At 54.8% G+C, this 14,903-nt stretch carries 13 protein-coding genes; 3 read left to right on the plus strand and 10 right to left on the minus strand.

Annotated features, from left to right (window positions below; translation table 11 throughout):
• Positions 1–32: 32 nt before the first annotated feature.
• Positions 33–932, plus strand: a complete 900-nt coding sequence (locus tag BSPA111_RS21200; protein WP_183273119.1) for a carboxylate/amino acid/amine transporter — start codon at positions 33–35, stop codon at positions 930–932.
• Here BSPA111_RS21200 and metR read toward each other — a convergent pair.
• Complete coding sequence (gene metR, locus BSPA111_RS21205; RefSeq protein ID WP_183273120.1) at positions 820–1,773, minus strand: HTH-type transcriptional regulator MetR; 954 nt, start codon at positions 1,771–1,773, stop codon at positions 820–822. The two genes, BSPA111_RS21200 and metR, sit on opposite strands and share 113 nt — an antisense overlap.
• Before the next feature lie 119 nt (positions 1,774–1,892).
• On the opposite strand from metR, the gene metE reads away from it, so the two are divergent.
• Entirely contained in the window at positions 1,893–4,154 is a 2,262-nt protein-coding gene (metE, locus tag BSPA111_RS21210) for a 5-methyltetrahydropteroyltriglutamate--homocysteine S-methyltransferase (protein WP_183273121.1), read from the plus strand.
• A gap of 233 nt (positions 4,155–4,387) precedes the next feature.
• Here the strand turns inward: metE and BSPA111_RS21215 are convergent, their stop codons facing one another.
• The 9 genes from BSPA111_RS21215 to BSPA111_RS21255 all read right to left on the minus strand — a co-directional run bounded on the left by BSPA111_RS21215 (position 4,388) and on the right by BSPA111_RS21255 (position 13,764).
• Positions 4,388–5,296, minus strand: a complete 909-nt coding sequence (locus BSPA111_RS21215) for a LysR substrate-binding domain-containing protein (RefSeq protein ID WP_183273122.1) — start codon at positions 5,294–5,296, stop codon at positions 4,388–4,390.
• 77 nt (positions 5,297–5,373) lie between these two features.
• Positions 5,374–6,597, minus strand: coding sequence for a cytosine permease (locus BSPA111_RS21220; protein WP_183273123.1), 1,224 nt, complete (start codon positions 6,595–6,597; stop codon positions 5,374–5,376).
• Positions 6,598–6,621: 24 nt separating this feature from the next.
• Positions 6,622–7,014 (minus strand): glutamyl-tRNA amidotransferase, encoded by a 393-nt coding sequence (locus BSPA111_RS21225; RefSeq protein ID WP_255459317.1) that lies wholly within the window; start codon positions 7,012–7,014, stop codon positions 6,622–6,624.
• 57 nt (positions 7,015–7,071) lie between these two features.
• The gene (gene arcC, locus BSPA111_RS21230; RefSeq protein ID WP_183273124.1) at positions 7,072–8,031 is read right to left on the minus strand and encodes a carbamate kinase; all 960 of its coding nucleotides are present in this window, start codon (positions 8,029–8,031) and stop codon (positions 7,072–7,074) included.
• Complete coding sequence (locus BSPA111_RS21235) at positions 8,028–9,443, minus strand: DUF1116 domain-containing protein (protein WP_183273125.1); 1,416 nt, start codon at positions 9,441–9,443, stop codon at positions 8,028–8,030. The genes arcC and BSPA111_RS21235 overlap by 4 nt, the downstream gene beginning before the upstream one ends.
• A complete protein-coding gene (gene fdrA / locus BSPA111_RS21240; protein WP_183273126.1) occupies positions 9,440–10,999 on the minus strand; it encodes an acyl-CoA synthetase FdrA in 1,560 nt (519 codons plus the stop codon). Before fdrA ends, BSPA111_RS21235 begins: the two co-directional genes overlap by 4 nt.
• A gap of 97 nt (positions 11,000–11,096) precedes the next feature.
• Positions 11,097–11,972, minus strand: coding sequence for a DUF2877 domain-containing protein (locus tag BSPA111_RS21245; RefSeq protein WP_183273127.1), 876 nt, complete (start codon positions 11,970–11,972; stop codon positions 11,097–11,099).
• Between the two features lie 5 nt (positions 11,973–11,977).
• Complete coding sequence (locus tag BSPA111_RS21250) at positions 11,978–12,643, minus strand: cysteine hydrolase family protein (RefSeq protein ID WP_183273128.1); 666 nt, start codon at positions 12,641–12,643, stop codon at positions 11,978–11,980.
• Between the two features lie 293 nt (positions 12,644–12,936).
• The gene (locus BSPA111_RS21255) at positions 12,937–13,764 is read right to left on the minus strand and encodes a dienelactone hydrolase family protein (RefSeq protein WP_183273129.1); all 828 of its coding nucleotides are present in this window, start codon (positions 13,762–13,764) and stop codon (positions 12,937–12,939) included.
• Between the two features lie 249 nt (positions 13,765–14,013).
• On the opposite strand from BSPA111_RS21255, the gene udp reads away from it, so the two are divergent.
• A complete protein-coding gene (udp, locus tag BSPA111_RS21260; RefSeq protein ID WP_183273130.1) occupies positions 14,014–14,775 on the plus strand; it encodes a uridine phosphorylase in 762 nt (253 codons plus the stop codon).
• The last annotated feature ends 128 nt before the right edge of the window (positions 14,776–14,903 follow it).

Consider the following 14,903-nt stretch of genomic DNA (forward strand, 5'->3'; position numbering starts at 1 on the left):
AATAAGGCATAACCTGTTGTAGAGACTTCATCGTGCCGTTACTGATCATCACCACAATCCTGTGGGCCTTCTCATTTAGTCTGATTGGCGAATATCTTGCCGGGCATGTCGACAGCTATTTTTCGGTGCTGATGCGCGTCGGGCTTGCGGCACTGGTATTCCTGCCGTTTCTGCGTTTTAAAGGTTACAGCGCGAAAACGTTGCTGTTGTATATGCTGGTAGGCGCGCTGCAACTCGGCGTGATGTACCTGTTCAGCTTCCAGGCCTATCTCTACCTGACCGTTTCAGAATTCCTTTTGTTCACCGTGATGACGCCGTTGTACGTCACGCTAATTTACGATCTGATCAGTGGCAACAAACTGCGCTGGGGTTATGCGTTAAGTGCAGGGCTGGCGGTGATTGGCGCGGCGATTATTCGCTATGACAAAGTGAGCGATCACTTCTGGACTGGCCTGCTGTTGGTGCAGGCGGCCAACATCTGCTTTGCTATCGGCATGGTGGGCTACAAGCGTTTGATGGAAACTCGTCCGATGCCGCAGCATTGCGCATTCTCATGGTTTTATCTTGGCGCATTCATTGTGGCCGTAAGCGCCTGGTTTGCGCTAGGGAATCCGCAAAAACTGCCGAGCACCAACCTGCAATGGGGCATCCTGGTGTGGCTCGGCGTCGTAGCGTCAGGGCTGGGTTATTTCATGTGGAACTATGGCGCAACGCAGGTGGATGCAGGAACGCTCGGCATCATGAACAACGTGCATGTTCCGGCAGGGCTGCTGGTTAACCTCGCCATCTGGCAAGAACAGCCCCACTGGGCGAGCTTTATCATTGGTGGGACGGTGATAATGGCCTCGCTATGGGTGCATCGCCGTTGGGTCGCTCCGCATTCTTCACAAACGGCAGATGCTCGCAAGCGTGTGAGCGCGTCGAGCGAATAAACGCTTCTGTCACCGGTTGACGCTGCTCGCCATCGCGCACGGCGGCGTACAACCGGCTCCACAATCCTTCGCCCAGGGTTTTAGTCACCACCAGACCCTGGCGCTCTACATTCTCGACCACCCAATGCGGCAGCGCGGCAATGCCCATGCGCGCCGACACCATCTGAATTAACAGCAACGTGTTATCCACACTTTTCAGCGACGGGCTCACGCCTGCGGGTTGCAGGAAATGTCGCCAGATATCCAGCCGCTGGCGCTGCACCGGGTAAATCAACAATGTCTCACTGCTCAAATCTTCCGGATCAATTCGTGTTTTGTTCGCTAATGGGTGGTCCGTTGCCAGCACCAGGCGCACTTCATAATCAAACATCGGCGAATAGTGCAGACCGCTGCGCGGCAGAATGTCCGAAGTCAAAACGATATCCAGCTCGCTTTGCTGTAGCGCGGGCTGCGGGTCGAACGTCACGCCTGATTTGAAATCCAGATCCACCTGCGGCCAGGTTTTGTGGAAGTTCTCCAGTGCCGGGGTTAGCCACTGAATACAGCTATGGCATTCGATGGCGATACGCAACGTTGTCTGATGCGGTTCGTTGCAGGCCTGAAGCGCACGGCTAATCTGCGGCAGCACTTGTTCTGCCAGTTGCAATAGCACTTCGCCCTGCGGAGTAAAGCGCAGAGGCTGACTTTTACGGACAAACAGGCGGAACCCAAGCCGTTGCTCCAGATCGCTGAACTGATGAGAGAGAGCCGATTGGGTTTGATGCAACGCGGCGGCGGCGGCGGCTAAAGAGCCGCAATTTCGTAACGCCTGGAGCGTCCGCAGGTGTTTGATCTCGATCATGAAAGTCCTTCACTTCGGCATGAGCAAATTGCGCTTGAGGAATATACAGTACCTTTGCAAGATGGCGGTGTAAACATCTGGACGTCCAAATCCAAAAAATTCACCATGAGGACATAAAAATGACAATCAAAAATCACACCCTCGGCTTCCCCCGTGTTGGTCTGCGTCGCGAACTGAAAAAGGCACAAGAAAGTTACTGGGCAGGCAATTCCACCCAGGAAGAATTACTGGCGGTGGGCCGCGAACTGCGTGCTCGTCACTGGGATCAACAAAAACAGGCCGGCGTTGAGTTACTGCCTGTGGGCGATTTCGCCTGGTACGATCACGTTCTGACCACCAGCTTGTTACTTGGCAATGTACCGGCTCGTCATCAGAACGCGGACGGCAGTGTGGACATTGATACTTTATTCCGTCTGGGTCGTGGCCGCGCACCGACTGGCAAGCCTGCTGCCGCCGCAGAAATGACGAAATGGTTTAACACCAACTATCACTACATGGTGCCGGAATTTACTCAAGGCCAGCAGTTCAAACTGACCTGGACACAGCTTCTGGATGAAGTGGACGAAGCGCTGGCACTGGGCCACAACGTGAAACCTGTGCTGCTTGGCCCGGTCACCTATCTGTGGCTGGGTAAAGTGAAGGGTGAGCAGTTCGACCGCCTGAGCTTGCTCAACGACATTCTGCCGGTTTACCAACAAGTTCTGGCTGAACTGGCAAAACGCGGCATCGAATGGGTGCAAATAGACGAACCCGCACTGGTGCTGGAGTTGCCGCAGGCGTGGCTGGATGCGTTCAAGCCTGCTTATGACGCGCTGAATGGTAACGTTAAGCTGTTGCTGACCACCTATTTTGAAGGCGTCACGCCAAACCTGAACACCATCACCGCGCTGCCGGTCCAGGGTTTGCACGTTGATTTCGTACACGGTAAAGATGATATCAACGCGTTGCATCAACAGCTTCCGGCTGACTGGTTGCTGTCTGCGGGGGTGATTAACGGCCGTAACGTCTGGCGTGCCGATCTGACGGAAAAATATCAACAATTGCAGGCAATCGTCGGGAAACGTGATCTATGGGTGGCCTCTTCTTGCTCCCTGTTGCACAGCCCAATCGATCTCAGCGTGGAAACGCGTCTTGATGCGGAAGTGAAAAGCTGGTTTGCCTTCGCCCTGCAAAAATGTGCTGAGCTTTCACTGCTGACTGAAGCGTTAAACAGCGGTAACACCGAAAAGCTGGTGGAATGGAGCGCGCCAATTCAGGCTCGCCGCCATTCAAGCCGCGTACACAACGCCGCAGTAGAACAGCGTCTGGCGACCATTACCGCGCAAGACAGCCAACGTCACAGCGACTATGCCGCTCGTGCCGTGGCGCAGCGTCAGCGTTTTAACCTGCCAGCGTGGCCGACAACGACTATCGGTTCTTTCCCGCAAACCACTGAAATCCGCGGCCTGCGCCTGGACTTCAAAAAAGGAAATCTGGATGCCAACAACTATCGCACAGGTATCGCTGAACACATCAAACAAGCGGTAGCTGAACAGGAACGCCTGGGCCTGGATGTGCTGGTGCACGGCGAAGCAGAGCGCAACGACATGGTGGAATACTTTGGCGAACACCTCGACGGTTTCGTCTTCACGCAAAACGGCTGGGTGCAGAGCTACGGCTCCCGCTGTGTAAAACCACCGGTCGTGATTGGCGATATCAGCCGCCCGGAAGCAATCACCGTGGAGTGGGCAAAGTTCGCGCAATCCCTGACTGACAAACCGGTAAAAGGCATGTTGACGGGCCCGGTGACGATTCTGTGCTGGTCATTCCCACGCGAAGACGTGTCGCGCGAAACCATTGCGAAGCAAATCGCCTTAGCGTTGCGTGACGAAGTGGCGGATCTGGAAGCGGCGGGCATTGGCATCATTCAGATCGACGAACCCGCGCTGCGCGAAGGTTTGCCGCTGCGTCAGTCCGACTGGCAGGCATATCTGGAATGGGGCGTGGAAGCTTTCCGCCTGAACGCCGCTGTGGTACGCGACGATACGCAGATCCACACACACATGTGTTACTGCGAATTCAACGACATCATGGATTCTATTGCGGCGCTGGATGCAGACGTGATCACCATTGAAACTTCACGTTCCGATATGGACCTGCTGGAGTCGTTCAAAGAGTTCGAATACCCTAACGAAATTGGACCGGGCGTGTATGACATTCACTCGCCGAACGTGCCAAGCGTGGAATGGATTGAAGCCTTGCTGAAGAAAGCGGCAGAAAGTGTTCCGGCTGAGCGTTTGTGGGTTAACCCGGACTGCGGCCTGAAAACTCGCGGCTGGCCAGAAACCCGCCAGGCGCTGGCGAACATGGTGAAAGCGGCGCAGAACTTGCGTAGCGCTTAATTATTTACCCTCACCCTAACCCTCTCCCAAAACGGGAGAGGGGACGTTCTTTTCTCCCTCGCCCAATAGCGAGAAGACGATCTTTTCTCCCTCACCCAATAGCGAGAAGACACTCTTTTCTCCCTCACCCAATAGCGAGAAGACACTCTTTTCTCCCTCACCCAATAGCGAGAAGACGCTCTTTTCTCCCTCTTCCTTTGGGAGAGGGCTGGGGTGAGGGGCAAAGCGTTTATTCAACTCCCACCCCCCAACTTCCCACTCACCGCGGGCTGCAACAAATAATCCATACACCAACGGCAAACTTTGCCCATGCCATCAGAACGGGCGGCCAGGAATAATTTGGTGGCGTGTTTATGTTCCTGCATCGGTTTTTTCAGCAATTGACCGTTATTAAGCAGAGGCAGCGCCAGATGGTGCGGAATATAACCGATGCCGACATTTTGCTGGATCAACGCAATAGCGGTGGCGAAGTCCGGGACAAACAGCGGTTTTTGACCTTCCAGCAGCCACGCCTGTTGTGGGGCGAAGTTGACTGCGGTGTCGCGGATGCAGATAGCGGAATACTGGCGTAGCTCGGCGTTTTCCAGCGGCTGGAGATGCCCGGCAAGCGGGTGCTGTGGGCTGACCACGAAATCCCACTCCAGTTGACCAATCGGTTCGCTGATGATCCCTTCCGTGCTCGGCACTGAATGCGGCGCGCCAATCACTAAATCAGCGCGTTTACTGTAAAGCGCGTCCCAGCAGCCGTTGTAAACCTCAAGATTTACCGTCAGCGTGGTGGAGGAAAATTCGCGCTCAAAATCTCGGATAAACTCAACCAGCGTGGCGGTGGGGATAATATTATTCACCGCGACAGACAGCTCTTTTTCAATCCCGTCATGAATCAGTACTGTGTTGCGTTTAAGCGCATCAAGATCGCCAAGAATGGTTTTGCTGTGTTCGATGAAATAGCTACCCGCAGGCGTTAGTTCGATATAGCGGCCCTTGCGGATAAACAGCTCCGCGCCAATGCTCTCCTCGGCTTTTTTGATGGTGTAACTGATAGCGGATGGCACCTTGTTCAACTGCTCGGCGGCGGTGGTGATGCTCTGATATTTTGCGACCAGATGGACAACGCGGATGGTTTCATCGGAGATAAACATGTGGCTTCCTGTCTGTGCGTTGAGTGGCCTGATTCTTCCTGAACCAGACCACTGTATTACGCAAGTATACCCAGGAATTAGCTGCGGTTACTTATACGGCTCAACACCGCATAAGCGACGCAGGCCACAGCAATTGAATCTACTGAAGGGATGGTGGTGAGCGTAAACAGCCCATTGACCGTCATAAAGCCAACGGCGGCACCGAGAATCCAGGCAACGAAGGTCATAACTTTGATTTGCGGGTCGCGGGTCAGCACTGATTCTTCGTAACCGTTACGGCGATAAAGGAAGAAGTCAGCGATATAAATCCCGGCAACCGGCGGCGTGGCAATCCCGAGGAACAGCAGGAACGGGATAAACCAGGACATGATATCCATGCTACCGACGATGGCGGATAAAATTCCTAGTGCGACGGTGATCTGCCATTTAGGGAAACGGGTCACCAGGGTGGAAACCACCAGCGTACCCTGGAACATATTCCCGGCATTACCGGTGACGCAGGCAAAAATCAGCAGCACAGCGGCAGGCAAAACGGCACCGAATACCGCCATTGCGCCGAGTAAAGAACCCTGACCGGAGATGGCACTAGGCGTCGCACCCGCCCAATACAGCAGCGGATAAGCCACCAGAAACGTCAATCCTGCGGCGATCAGCGCATGTTTGCGGTTATGCACGAAACTGCCGAAATCGGGCAGCGTGGCAACCAGCACGATGATTGTGCCGACCACGGTTGATACTGCGACGCCGGTGTTCATGCTGGTGAACGCAGCGGGTGCGGCGACTTCTGTATGCGTTGCGACGTAAAGAATGTAGCAAAGCACCAGCGCAATCACCGGCACGGCGAACTGTGCCACTTTACCTAACACCGCAAAACCAAACGCGGTTGAGGCAACAAAAATCACACAGCCCGCAGCTACCAGCAGTTGCACCGGCAGTTCCAGCCCATGTTGTGCCAGTAAATCATGCACTGAATGGCCGAACATATTGGCGGTCACCGCAATCCAGCCAAACAGGCTGATGGCCATCAGAATGTTGATAGCAATCGCGCCTTTCTCGCCAAACGGATATTTCACAATGCCGTAAGTGGGCAGACGGGCTTTTTCGCCCACGCTGATTGTAATCGCTGACAACACGGTCAGAATCAGGCCGCCCAACAATACGACGCTTATCAGACTGGAGCTGGAAAGCTGGTTGCCGAGGCTTGAAGACGACAGCAGCACGGGCGTGACGGCAATGCCCAGCAAAATCATGGCAATACGTAATCCTGACGCCGTGTTGAGACTCTCTTGGGTCTTACGCATATCTTGTTCCCTCTGAATGGCGTTTTACGCAGTATGGAAATGGCCGGTGTATTTGCGCCAGCATCCCAGATCGGTGATCTCTTTTTGCCCTTCGGTCAGCCAGTTTTCCGCCAGCACGCCCAGCACTTCGCTGCCGTCTTCGAGTTTGACTTTGCCAATGGATAACCCGGCAGGCTCGCTTTCCAGCAGTGCGGCGAAGCTGGCTAACGGCAACTCCCAGATTTCCAGCGATACATTTGTGCCGCCTTGCATCACGCGGATCATGCCTGGATGGTCGTCGTTAATGCTCCAGATGCGGTAGTGGGCGTCGGTACGGGCTTCACGCACGAAGACACCGCCTGCTTTTTGCATGTTCGGGTTGAGTTTCAGGCCGCGCATCAGGGTGCCGTTGACTGCGAGTAAAGTTGTTGCTGTCATGATAGTTCTCCAGAAATTTGCCAAAAGGAAGGTTTTGTCTCCCTTCAATAAATACGATTAAGGTGCGATCCAGGTGCCGCTTTGGTGAGCAAGAGCCGCTTTAATGGCCTGCGGGCTGGTGATCAGGCCGCTGGCATTTTTGCCCTGCTTCTGGCTGGCATTCACAAAGCCGAGAATCGCTTCCACTTTTGGCTGCATGCTGCCAACGCCGAATTGCCCTTGATCTAAAAGCTCCTGCGCTTTGGCGACGGTCAGCGTGTCCAGCCATTCCTGCTGTGGGGTGCCGAAGTTAATCGCCACTTTTTCCACGCCGGTTGGGATCAGCAACAGGTCGGCACCTAATTGGCTTGCGAGCAGCGCGGAGGCCAGGTCTTTGTCGATCACCGCTTCAACGCCTTTCAGCTCGCGCTTTTCGTCGCGAATCACAGGAATACCGCCGCCGCCGCAGGCGATGACGATGTAGCCCTGTTTCACCAGGTTGGCGATGGTTTCGCGCTCGATCACTTCAAGCGGAGCAGGGGATGGCACGGTGCGACGCCAGCCGCGACCGGCGTCTTCCATCATTGTCCAGCCGAGTTCTTTCTGGCGCAGTTGCGCGGTTTGCTCGTCCATAAACGCACCAACCGGTTTGCACGGGTTGGCAAAAGCCTCATCGTCTTTGCTTACTAAGGTTTGCGTCACGAGGGTGACAACCGGCTTGTTGATACCGCGACGCATCAGTTCGTTATGCAGCGCTTTCTGGAACATGTAGCCAATCGCGCCCTGGGTGTCGCCTACCGCGTAATCCAGCGGCACCGGAGCCACTTCGTGGCTTGCCATTTCGGAGCGGCGCAGGATAAAGCCCACCTGTGGGCCGTTGCCGTGAGTCAGCACCAGATCCCATCCGGCTTCTACCATGTCGGTAATGTGCTTCACGCTTTCCATTACGGCTTCGTACTGATCCGGAATGCTGTTGTGACTTTCGTCCTGGATCAGCGCGTTGCCGCCTACCGCGACGACAGCTAAAGGTTTGCTCATTTTTTTTCTCCTACAGATTGGGCTAACGCCTGAATCGCGTCCACGAAGCACGACATCGGTGCAGTGGTGATCCCGGCCCCAATCTGGCCTACGCCCGCCTGTTTGTGGGCGATGCCGGTGTTGATGATGGGCAAAATGCCACGGTCAGCGACTTTGCGGGCGTCGATGCCAGCGGCGGTCGGCGCGAAGTTCAGCGCGGGCAGCGTAAATGCTGGGTTCGAGCCAATGACGATCGCCTGCATGCGACGGCTGTTATTGGTGGCATCGGCAGGTGTGCCGCCGACGAATTTCACGATGGCTGGTGAAGACGCCATCGCAAAGCCACCGACGCCTGCGGTTTCGGTAATCGCGCTGTCGCCCAAATCCGCAGCCGCGTCGTCCACGCCGTAGCCTGGGAAGAACAGCCCTTCGACCGGATTCGCCGGAGCCTGATACCACTGGTCGCCAGTGCCGGACAAACGAATGCCAAAGTTCACGCCGTTGCGCGCCATCACCGTGACCATCGAGCTGAATGGCACATCGGCGGCGGCATCCATCATCGCTTTACAGGCGGCCATCGACAGGTTGAGGAAGAAGTGGTCGTTGCCGGTAATAAAGGCCACCGCGTTCTGCACGGTTTCCAGCGGCAGGTTACAGGCCAGCAGCGCAGGCACCAGACGCTTGATCAGCAGGCCCGTGGCGGCGGCGTTACGGTTATGCACTTCATCGCCCATGTGCAGCGCTTGCGCCATCAGCGGTTTCAGCTCCAGCTCGCCGATTTGACGCACTGCTTTTTTCAGTGCCGGAGCCAGTTCATTGCGCATCCAGTGCAGACGATTGAGGACTTCCTCGTTGTTGGCGCCGAAACGTAAAACCTTGCCCAGCCCTTCGTTGAAATTGCTGAATGCGCGCTTGCCGTTGGTTTTGTTTTCAATCACCCACAGCGGCATCGACGGGCTGATAATCCCGGCCATCGGGCCGACGGCGTTGTAGTGGTGGCAAGGCTCGAGGTCGATGGTGCCGCTCTTCGCGAGAGCTTCCGCTTCTTCATGATTGGTGGCCCAGCCTTCAAACAGGATCGCGCCGACAATCGCCCCTTGTACCGGGCCGCACATGTTGTCCCAGCTGATTGGCGGGCCGGAATGCAGAATCAGTTTGCGTTCAGCCATCTCCGGAATTGCTTCTGCTGCGAACATCACGTCTACCAGCACCGGCTGTGCGTTCAGGTAACGTTCCATCGCAACCTGGTTTGCCTGCTCGACCAGCGGGTGACGCAGTAAACTCGCCAGATCCAGCCCGGCGTCAATATTGCCGAGGGCTGGCGGCTGCCAGCTCAACGGAGTCACTTCACCGCCGACTTTCTGGATGTTGTTCGCAAATCCTGCCAGCCCGGCGTTGACCACTTTCAGCGGCTGATTAAATAAGGTGTTCATGCGGTTGCTCCGTTTTTCTTAGCCTGAATCAGTGCCACGCTGCTTGCCCAAACGGCGGCTTGCGCGTTGCAATCGGCGACAATCACGCCTGCCTCACGCAGGGCTTCAATCTGGCGGTCACGCTGCTGTGGGTCGGCTTCAGTGCCGCAGACGTGAGCGATGAGAACCGGCAATTTCTGTTTATCAATTTGGGCGAGCAGCTCCAGCAGCCCGGCAGCCGGGTCTTCCGACGCGCCATAGCCGAGTACCAGGTCAAACAGCACCACGGCGGTTTGCGGATCGTTTAGCTCGTCAAGAATGCGCTGGTTGCGCAGCGTCGGGTCGATCATCGGGTGCGGTTTGCCGCGCGTGAAATCGTCATCGCCCATATCGATCAGCGTATGGCCGCTGCTTTTCCAGATATCCGCCAGCTTGCTGTTGCCGGAAACCGGTGTGTTGGAAGATGCGGTAAAGCCGTTTTGCTGGCACAGAAGCTGTGCTTCATAGCAGAAAGTGCCGCCCGCAAAGACACCGCGAATAAGCTGACGCGTGGCTGGCAATGTTGAGCAGGCTTGTTCCAGCATCGCGAGCTGTGCTTCATCAGGACGAGTTGCGTGCTGGCGTAGTTCAGTTTTATTCAGCAATGCAACGGCGAGATCGGCCGCGCTGGCAAGCGTGGTCGCTGCGGTCACGCCTGGGCGAGCGATGTCTTCTGGCTTCGCGCCAAGGAAGTTCACCACCACTGGTTTACCTGCTGCCTGAGCCTGCTCCAGAATGCGCTCGGCTACAGCTTTTGCTGGTGGTTTAGAGATCAATACGATGACCTGAGTCGCCGGGTCTTCTGCCAGCGCTTGCAGGCCAAACAGCATGGAAATGCCGCCAATCTCTTCACTTAAATCGTGGCCGCCGGTGCCCAGCGCCTGGGAAATACCCGCGCCAAGCTGGTCGATACGGCAGGTGACTTCCTGAACGCCAGTGCCGGACGCGCCGACAATGCCAATCGCGCCGCGGTTCACCACGTTGGCAAAGCCCAACGGAATACCGTTCACAATCGCGGTGCCGCAGTCCGGGCCCATTACGATACGGTTGCGTTCACGGGCGAGGGTTTTAATCGCTTTTTCCTGTGCGACGCTGACGTTATCGCTGAACATCATCACGTTCATGCCCAGATTCAGGGCTTTAATCGCTTCGGCGGCGGCGTAGTCGCCCGGTACGGAAATCAGTGCCAGATTGGATTCAGGCTCTTTTTCCAGCGCCATTTCCATACTCACTAAATCCGGTGCGCGCACGCCGTCGTTGCCGCTTTCCGCTGGTTTGCTATTCAGGCGCTGATGCGCCAGATCCAGCGCTTCCTGGCAGGCGTCGTCTTCGCCCTGTACTGCGATAACCAAATCGTTTGGCCCGGCGGCGATGTTGTCCCCAAGCCCTGCGTCGTGCAGTTGCTCAAGGTTGGTGGCGGTGCCCATCACCACGGAGGCCTGCAGAATGCCGGGCAGCTTGCTGATTTGGGCGGAAATCTGCATCAGGGAAACGGAATCCTGATAGAGATTTTTAAAAACTTTATGCTCTGATTTCATTAGGTTGTGCCTGTTTCTTTATTCCCGAATGTTGAAATCCGGGCAAAGCGATCCCGCGCAGAGCGTTTGCCGCGCTGCGTGAATCAGTTGTGTTTTTTCAATGAGCTGTGTTGATGTTTCGCAGCCCGTGCAATATTCCTGCGAGGCAGTCCACGCCGGAGGACGCGCCAAACTGCATAACGTGTTCCGTGGCGGCGATAACGTCTGCCGTGGGTGTCCGTGTCGTAATTTTTTCGAGCAACTCGCAGACCGGCTGCGAATAATGGCCTTCCAGCGCCCGGTTAAGGTAATGGCGGCTGATATCCGTGGTGCGCGGCAGGTTTATGCTGATGGCCTGATGCAGCCTTTGTTGATGTTCCCTGAGCCCCACGTTCAGCTTCCAGGGCCAAAGTGCAGCCAGGTATCCCAGCAGATAATCGTCGCCATCCGGGGTGAGGCCGCGCCCAAAACCGATAAGCTGTGCCACCTGAGATTCGAACTGTTCCATCGCTTCTGCGGGAGCCAACTGGCGTTTGCTTTCGCTGGGGCTTAATGGGCTGCGCGCCCAAAGCAAATCACTTTCAACCTGGTGCTCAAGGCAGAACAAAAAAAGCTGCGAGCTGAGCGTTTCGTAATGGCGCAGTGCGTCTGGCAGCGCGTTCAAGCTTACCGATGAACCGCCAAGCCTGGGTTGCCAGATAGTCGCTGCGCTGATATCGACCTGCCAGTGCCGTGCCTGTAATTTTCCTGCGGTTGTGCGGACTGTCTCTCCGCGGCTTGCCTGCTGCCGCCAGTCCCAGTTTTCCGGCTGCGTGACGCGCACGGCATCGGGCAGATTCTGATATTTCTCGCTACTCAACAGGGTAAAAAGATGGCCATCGTCGTCGATCAGGTTGAGAGCGTGTGAAAAACAGCTATGAACCTGAATAATTTCTGGCAAACGCCTGGCGGTTAAATATCCGCATGAGTTTGCCGTAAGGGTGACGATAGCCATGCCGTTTAGCCTTTAAGACCTTTAATGATGTTGTTGGCGTCGCTGACCCAGCCGAAAATTGCGCCCTGGGCTTTGATCATCTCAAGGGCGTATTTCTGGAATTCAGGGAAGTAAGAACCGACGCAGTCTTCTGGGATGATGCATTCGTAGCCGCGGTCATTGGCTTCACGAACGGTGGTATTCACGCAAACTTCAGTGGTGACGCCGCAGACGATCAGCGTTTTGATACCGCTGTTTTGCAGGATCAGGTGCAGGTCAGTCTGGTAAAACGCGCCTTTGCCCGGCTTATCAATAATCGGCTCGCCGGCAATAGGGTACAGCTCAGGAATAATGTCGTGACCGGCTTCACCGCGCACCAGCGTGCGGCCCATTGGGCCTGCTTCACCGATAAACGTCTTACCGCCGCGCGTGAGTTTTGCTGGTGGGCAGTCGGTGAGGTCAGGGCGATGTCCTTCGCGGGTATGAATCACTAACAGGCCTTTCTGGCGGGCGACCTCCAGAACACGTTTGCACGGTTCGATTGCGCTACGCACCAGTGAAACATCATTACCTAACGCTTCGCCAAAACCACCGGCTTCGACAAAATCGCGTTGCATATCAATCATCACCAGTGCGGTGCTTTTGGGATCAAACGGCAGTGCAAAAGGCTGGGCATCAAAAGCGTGAGTCATCGTAAATCTCCTGTTCACCAAGTGAGAATTCGTTGTGTCTGTTGTGAGTATTGAGGAGAACAGATGTGTTAAACAGAGAAATAGTTTGGTGTGCAGCGTCGAAAATTTTGATTTCGGAGCAGAACAATAAAACCTGTTAGGGAAAGTGTGAACAGGGTCATGAAGGTGTTTGCTGCGGCAAATTTTTTGATGCTGGGTGCTGGCAAGAGTAAAAAAAACAGGCTCAGGAATGTGATGAAGTACACTTATTAATATCAGGGATAAAGCCCTGGGTTGAACCAGGGCGGCATGTATTACTTCTTTGTGCCATATCGTTCAAACCACTTCAGCATGCGCTGCCAGCCATCTTTTGCTGAATCGGCATGGTAGCTCGGGCGATAATCTGCGTTAAACGCGTGGCCAGCTTCCGGGTAGACGATGATTTCTGCGTTGGCATTCGCAGCGCGCAGAGCATGGCGCATGGTTTCTACACTTTCCTGCGAAATCCCGGTGTCTAGCCCGCCGTAAAGTCCAAGCACTGGCGCGTTCAGATTAATGGCGATATCGACTGGATGATGTTGTGAATTAAGGGATTTCTCGCCCAACAGTTTTCCATACCAGGCAACGGCTGCTTTCAACTGTGGATTATGTGCGGCGTATAACCAGGTAATTCGTCCACCCCAACAAAAACCGGTAATCATCAGGCGATGAGCATCGCCGCCGTTTCTAGCCGCCCAGTTTGCGACGTGATCGAGATCCGCCAACACCTGCGCATCGGGAACCTTAGAGACCAGTCCACTTAAAAGCGTCTGAATATCAGCAAAATCACTGGGATCGCCCTGGCGGAAATAGAGTTCTGGCGCGATGGCCAGGTATCCTTCCAGTGCTAATCTGCGGCAAACATCGCGAATATGTTCATGCACGCCGAAAATTTCCTGCACTACAATCACGATGGGCAAAGAACCTTCAGCGCCTTTTGGCCTGGCGTGCCAGGCAGGCATCTGTTCACCCTGCGTAGGAATTGATGTTTCCCCCGCCAGAATCGCGTCATCTGGGGTATGCAAGAGGGTTGAAGCCAGAGGGGAGGCCGCTGGTGCATAATTTCCGCCCGGCAATTTATCTATGGATTTTTCTTCTTTCATTGGCATTCTCCTGACCAGAATTAACGCAGTGCGATAACTATAGCTTTTACCTGCCATTCTTCGAGTTGCTGTATTGTTGGCTGATTAATGGATCATTCTGTGATTGAGTGTGATTCAGATCACTATCTCAATTGAAAATAATGTAATTTGTTTCATTCAAAGTGAAATCGGTCACGTAATTCTTTGCAGAGGTTCGGTACAGTACCTCCTTAGATATACAAGCCAACCTATTCAACGCAGGAGTCTGTTATGTCCAAGTCTGATGTTTTTCACCTCGGCCTCACTAAAAATGATCTGCAAGGGGCAACGCTTGCCATCGTCCCGGGCGATCCAGAGCGCGTGGAAAAAATCGCAGTACTGATGGACAAGCCGGTAAAATTGGCTGCCCACCGTGAATTTACTACCTGGCGTGCTGAATTAGATGGCAAGCCAGTCATTGTCTGCTCGACCGGCATCGGCGGCCCGTCGACTTCTATCGCTGTGGAAGAACTGGCGCAACTGGGCATTCGTACTTTCCTGCGTATCGGGACGACTGGCGCAATCCAACCGCATATTAATGTCGGTGACGTTCTGGTGACCACTGCGTCTGTGCGTCTTGACGGTGCCAGCCTGCACTTCGCACCGCTGGAATTCCCAGCCGTTGCTGATTTTGCCTGTACTACTGCACTGGTTGAAGCGGCGAAATCTATCGGTGCGACTACGCACATTGGTGTGACGGCTTCTTCTGATACCTTCTATCCAGGCCAGGAACGTTACGACACCTTCTCAGGTCGCGTAGTGAGCCGCTATAAAGGTTCCATGGAAGAGTGGCAGCAGATGGGCGTGATGAACTACGAGATGGAATCCGCGACCCTTCTGACCATGTGCGCAAGCCAGGGCCTGCGTGCAGGTATGGTGGCTGGCGTGATTGTGAACCGTACTCAGCAAGAAATCCCGAATGCTGAAACCATGAAAAAAACAGAAAGCCACGCGGTGCAAATCGTGGTGGAAGCGGCTCGTCGCTTAATCTAGTCCCAATAAGCCGGTGCAAGCCGGCTTAATTTTTACGCTTTGCGTAACGCCTCGCAGGAAATCCCTTTTCATCTGGACATTTATACAGCAGAATTTTATTTTGCTGATGTTTAGCATGGCTTGCAGGA

Source organism: Buttiauxella sp. A111, assembly GCF_014189855.1.
Classification (GTDB): Bacteria; Pseudomonadota; Gammaproteobacteria; order Enterobacterales; family Enterobacteriaceae; genus Buttiauxella; species Buttiauxella selenatireducens.

Excerpts from the sequence above, each read along its gene's own strand:
- BSPA111_RS21215 (WP_183273122.1), bottom strand. The coding sequence starts at position 5,296 with ATGTTTATCTCCGATGAAACCATCCGCGTTGTCCATCTGGTCGCAAAA.
- udp (WP_183273130.1), top strand. The coding sequence starts at position 14,014 with ATGTCCAAGTCTGATGTTTTTCACCTCGGCCTCACTAAAAATGATCTG.
- arcC (WP_183273124.1), bottom strand. The coding sequence starts at position 8,031 with ATGAGCAAACCTTTAGCTGTCGTCGCGGTAGGCGGCAACGCGCTGATC.
- BSPA111_RS21225 (WP_255459317.1), bottom strand. The coding sequence starts at position 7,014 with ATGACAGCAACAACTTTACTCGCAGTCAACGGCACCCTGATGCGCGGC.
- metE (WP_183273121.1), top strand. The coding sequence starts at position 1,893 with ATGACAATCAAAAATCACACCCTCGGCTTCCCCCGTGTTGGTCTGCGT.
- BSPA111_RS21255 (WP_183273129.1), bottom strand. The coding sequence starts at position 13,764 with ATGAAAGAAGAAAAATCCATAGATAAATTGCCGGGCGGAAATTATGCA.
- BSPA111_RS21235 (WP_183273125.1), bottom strand. The coding sequence starts at position 9,443 with ATGAACACCTTATTTAATCAGCCGCTGAAAGTGGTCAACGCCGGGCTG.
- BSPA111_RS21245 (WP_183273127.1), bottom strand. The coding sequence starts at position 11,972 with ATGGCTATCGTCACCCTTACGGCAAACTCATGCGGATATTTAACCGCC.
- BSPA111_RS21250 (WP_183273128.1), bottom strand. The coding sequence starts at position 12,643 with ATGACTCACGCTTTTGATGCCCAGCCTTTTGCACTGCCGTTTGATCCC.
- metR (WP_183273120.1), bottom strand. The coding sequence starts at position 1,773 with ATGATCGAGATCAAACACCTGCGGACGCTCCAGGCGTTACGAAATTGC.
- fdrA (WP_183273126.1), bottom strand. The coding sequence starts at position 10,999 with ATGAAATCAGAGCATAAAGTTTTTAAAAATCTCTATCAGGATTCCGTT.
- BSPA111_RS21220 (WP_183273123.1), bottom strand. The coding sequence starts at position 6,597 with ATGCGTAAGACCCAAGAGAGTCTCAACACGGCGTCAGGATTACGTATT.